4 protein-coding genes and 1 pseudogene are annotated in these 4,090 nt (G+C 47.3%); 4 read left to right on the top strand and 1 reads right to left on the bottom strand.

Annotated features, from left to right (window positions below; translation table 11 throughout):
• Window positions 1-254 precede the first annotated feature (254 nt).
• The 4 genes from secF (at window position 255) to E1958_RS22200 (ending at window position 3,669) form a co-directional block, all read left to right on the top strand.
• Entirely contained in the window at window positions 255-1,193 is a 939-nt protein-coding gene (gene secF, locus E1958_RS19245) for a protein translocase subunit SecF (protein WP_165742375.1), read from the top strand.
• Window positions 1,194-1,678: 485 nt separating this feature from the next.
• Window positions 1,679-2,551 (top strand): HEPN domain-containing protein, encoded by an 873-nt coding sequence (locus tag E1958_RS19240; protein ID WP_133513313.1) that lies wholly within the window; start codon window positions 1,679-1,681, stop codon window positions 2,549-2,551.
• A 206-nt stretch (window positions 2,552-2,757) separates the two neighbouring features.
• Complete coding sequence (locus E1958_RS19235) at window positions 2,758-3,216, top strand: SIR2 family protein (protein ID WP_133513312.1); 459 nt, start codon at window positions 2,758-2,760, stop codon at window positions 3,214-3,216.
• Window positions 3,217-3,255: 39 nt separating this feature from the next.
• Window positions 3,256-3,669 (top strand): SIR2 family NAD-dependent protein deacylase, encoded by a 414-nt coding sequence (locus tag E1958_RS22200; protein ID WP_133513311.1) that lies wholly within the window; start codon window positions 3,256-3,258, stop codon window positions 3,667-3,669.
• A gap of 165 nt (window positions 3,670-3,834) precedes the next feature.
• Here the strand turns inward: E1958_RS22200 and E1958_RS21495 are convergent.
• Window positions 3,835-3,973 (bottom strand): annotated as a pseudogene (locus E1958_RS21495) (transposase); the annotation flags it as partial.
• Window positions 3,974-4,090 lie beyond the last annotated feature (117 nt).

Raw genomic sequence — 4,090 nt, 5'->3', positions numbered from 1 at the left:
AGCAGCAAAAGGCGGAACCGCCGAGCTTCGGATTGAGTATGGGAAAAATAATCCGGTAGCTTCAATCTATCGGCAGATGATGCGGGCTCTCGCAGATTAAAACGAAGCAATCTGTGAGAATCGGCATAATCTGTGGACAGAAAAAATAAAAATAATCTGGTCTTTTGCGACCGATTTGCGTCCATTAGCGTTTATTTGCGGACTTCATTTGCGGATAAAAATGATTCCCATGTAAAGGGGGCCGAAAGATGCAGATGCGACTGCTCAAGGATCTGAAGATCGATTTCATGGGCCGGCGTCGGGAAGCGATGCTCTTTTCCGCCGTCCTCATCCTGGTCGCCGTCGCTGCACTCGCCATGCGCGGGCTCAACTTCGGGCTCGACTTCACCGGCGGCACCCTGATCGAGGTGGGCTACGAGGACGCGGTGGAGCTCGAGTCCGTGCGTGCGGGTCTTGCGACCGGTGGGCTCCCGGATACCACGGTGCAGCACTTCGGGACCTCGCGGGACGTGCTGATCCGTATCGCGCCCGAGGCGGGAAATACGATTGGATCGGACCTCAGCGACCGGGTTTTTAGTTCCTTAAGCGCCGCCGCCGAAGGCCGGGTGGAGCTGCGCCGGGTGGAGTTCGTCGGCCCCCAGGTGGGTGACGAGCTCACCGAGGACGGCGGCCTGGCCATGCTCTACGCCATTCTGGGGATCCTCATCTATGTAGCCCTGCGCTTCGAGTACCGGTTTGCCGTAGGCTCCGTCATCGCCCTGGTGCACGACGTACTCATCACCATCGGCCTGTTCGCCCTGTTCCGGATTCCATTCGATCTGCCGGTGCTGGCGGCCGTATTAGCGGTTATCGGCTATTCCCTGAACGACACCATCGTGGTCTTCGACCGCATTCGAGAGAACTTCCGCAAGATCCGCAAGGGCGATGCGATAGCCGTCATCAATACCTCCCTCAACCAGACCATCGCGCGCACCCTGGTGACCTCCTTCACCACCTTGCTGGTGTTATCGGCCCTGTTCATCTTCGGCGGCGAGATCATCCACAGCTTCGCCTTGGCGTTGATCGTAGGCGTCGTCATCGGCACCTACTCGTCCATCTATGTAGCCAGCACCTCCGTCATCCTCATGGGTGTGAGCAAGGCCGATCTGATGCCGGTAAAGAAGGAAGGAGCGGAATTGGATTCGATGCCTTAGTACCCAGCGAGGCTTCGCCTCAGACCAGCAAGGCGTGAATTTTGGTCCGGAAACCAGATAGGCACAAACCTAACATTGGTGTGAATCCATGTGCTTGTCGTTTAACGCCAAGGCGCTAGGTCGCCACGACGCAAAGAAAACCAAAATGATCTTTGCGTTATTGCGCCCTGGCGTTAAATTCGAAGGGGACTAAAGGGTTACTACTCGATTTTTTGTGCCGCGCACAAACTTGACTCATTTGTAAAGCTTCGGGTCCCTCAAGGATCCTAGTTTCGACCGATATTGCAAATTCACAACCTCTGGTTGACTCTCACACTCCAGCGTCAAAGCCAGCAGTATCAATCGAAACCAGGTACCAGTATGGATTGTGGTATATAAGGCGTTTCGACGTACTTAAACACGGCGACTCGCCGTCTACTACCTGTTAGGCATCTCAAGAGGAACCGGCGCTATGAATCTACATGAGTGGCAATTATTACTAGAGTATGAAAACATCACTTGAACATCTGCCAGATCAAAAACAGCAGGAATTACAAAGAGCTATCGAAATCATTCGAGAAGAGATTAATTTCGATATGCTTATATTGTTTGGGAGTTATGCCCGTGGTGACTGGGTTGAAGACCTTGACCCGGAAACACTTCTCTACCGCTATCAAAGCGATTTCGATTTACTTGTTATTACCGAAACACCCCGTCAAGCAAGCAAAATTGAGCAAAACAGTCAACTTGCTCAACGTTTGATCAAAACTATCCACCGAACTCCAATCAGCCTGATTGCCGAAGATATCCAGTTTGTAAATCGGCGGCTGAGGAAAAGCCAGTATTTTTATATTGATATTTTGCGGGAAGGCATCCTTCTATATGACTCGGGTAAATTTGAATTGGCAGAGCCAAAAGAAATTACTGGCTTAGAGAGGAAAAAGCTCGCTGAAGAAGATTTTGAGTATTGGTTTGGTCAAGCGGAAATATTTATTGAAGACCACCAGTACAATTTTAGCAAAGGGTTAACGGATGACAAATATCTAAGTATGGCTGCATTTTTACTCCATCAAGCGACTGAACGTTTGTATGGTACAATCTTATTAGTATTTACTCGCTATAAACCAAGTACTCATGATTTGGAGAAGCTCAGCCAGAGAGTTGGGAGTATTGAACCTAAATTTTTATCGATATTTCCAAAGGCCACAGAAGAAGAGAAAGTGTGCTTTAAACTTCTCCGAAAGGCTTATGTGGATGCCCGTTACAAACCAAGCTATACAATTACAAAAGAGCAGTTGGCATGGTTAGCTGAGCGTGTGAGCCAATTGAAAGAGCTAACAGATAAATTGTGCAAAGAGAAAATTGAAAGCTTTAGCTAGCCCCAAAAAAGAAAAGAAGAAAAGGGACCGGGCTCAATTAAGTTTCTAGCCAATGTAAAAATCGCCTAACACGCCCATCAAGCCGACGCCATACTGCGCATCGAGCTCGGAGAAGTTCTGAAGCATTATCGCAGTGCAGTATGGCACGGCTTATGGGTGACGTTAGCAGTAGAAAAATCACGCATAGAAGTGTCGGAGGTGAATTTATGCCGGGTGAAGTCCATACAATGTCATTCAATATGTCATACGTACAAAGGCATAGTGACGTACCTCAAGCATTATTTGATGAGATAAGCAACCGAAAATGCGCTTTATTTCTCGGGGCGGGCGCATCTCTTGGTGCGCATGATAGTAATGGGGAAAGTCTTCCCGCATGGTGGCAAATGGTAGAAGAACTTCTAAATTTATTGCATGCAGTTGATCCACTTGATCAACAAACAATAGATGAGATGAACGATTTAATGAAACATGGGGAGCTTTTAGCACTGTCTGAATGGCTTGATTACAAATTACCAAAAAAGAATTTTTCTGACTATCTTAGAAATAGGTTAGCTACAGCAGATGGCTCAATAATTCATGAAATCTTATCAAAAAAGAAATTTGCAGGAGTTATCACAACAAATTACGATAACCTTGTGGAGCGTTACTGGGCTAGAGCCGGATAGCAGCCTTTCGTCGTAACTCCTCATATTAACCCTACAGATATGAATCAAGCGCTTTCCTGCTTGTCCAGTCAAAACGGTAATTTAATACCAGTTATTAAGCCACACGGCACATGGGAACAGCGTGAAAGCATCGTGTTTGGCCCATTAGCTTATCGCCAAATAATGTTTAACAACGAGCCGTTCCGAAATTTCATGAAGACGATTTTATCGGAATATACTATTTTGTTTGCGGGCTTATCTTTTAAAGATCCTAACCTGCAATCACTACTTCAATGGGTACGGACTATTACAAACGGAAATACTCCTCTTCATTACGCAACCATGGAAAATCGTGGACAGATATTTAAGAGGTATTTTAGTGAGAATTTTGGTGTTCGTCTATTAACGTATCCTGTTCACAAGAGCAGAGATCATTCCGAGTGCAACAAAATATTCAAAACCCTTCCCGAATAAAACTGCTAACAAAAAGCTCCAACCGACTGCCCAAAGTGCCGCTCGTTACGCTCGCGTCGCTTTGGGCAGCGGCTGAGCTTTACGTTAGGCGCAGCAAAAAATGAAGAAACTTCGCGTCTATCTTGATACCTCGGTAAAATGTGGTCCACTATGGCGTGCCCTTACAACAAGCTCGATCCCTTGTTGCTGACACAACTCTCGGAGAATTCCTCCGATAAATCGCACGCCGACGATATTTCGGCACAAATACAAGATGGTATTTGCAGTACCATTTTATGTGGGATTGGTTTTGCCAATCTCGCATGATGATCTTCTTCCACTTTGGTTGATGGGAGGGAGATCATCTCTACTATAGTCCCATGCGCGACGGAATGGCCGAGCCTTTCGGAGCCCACCGCCAGAGGCGATGGCTTACCTGTTG

Source organism: Candidatus Thiosymbion oneisti (genome assembly GCF_004359955.1).
In the GTDB taxonomy this organism is placed as follows: domain Bacteria; phylum Pseudomonadota; class Gammaproteobacteria; order Chromatiales; family Chromatiaceae; genus Thiosymbion; species Thiosymbion oneisti.
The sequence above is the reverse complement of the archived record's forward strand: the minus strand, read 5'-3'. Positions and strand labels throughout refer to the sequence as shown.

Bases quoted from the DNA above. Each gene is read 5' to 3' on its own strand.
- secF (WP_165742375.1), top strand. From the start codon at position 255: ATGCGACTGCTCAAGGATCTGAAGATCGATTTCATGGGCCGGCGTCGG.
- E1958_RS19240 (WP_133513313.1), top strand. From the start codon at position 1,679: ATGAAAACATCACTTGAACATCTGCCAGATCAAAAACAGCAGGAATTA.
- E1958_RS19235 (WP_133513312.1), top strand. From the start codon at position 2,758: ATGCCGGGTGAAGTCCATACAATGTCATTCAATATGTCATACGTACAA.
- E1958_RS22200 (WP_133513311.1), top strand. From the start codon at position 3,256: ATGAATCAAGCGCTTTCCTGCTTGTCCAGTCAAAACGGTAATTTAATA.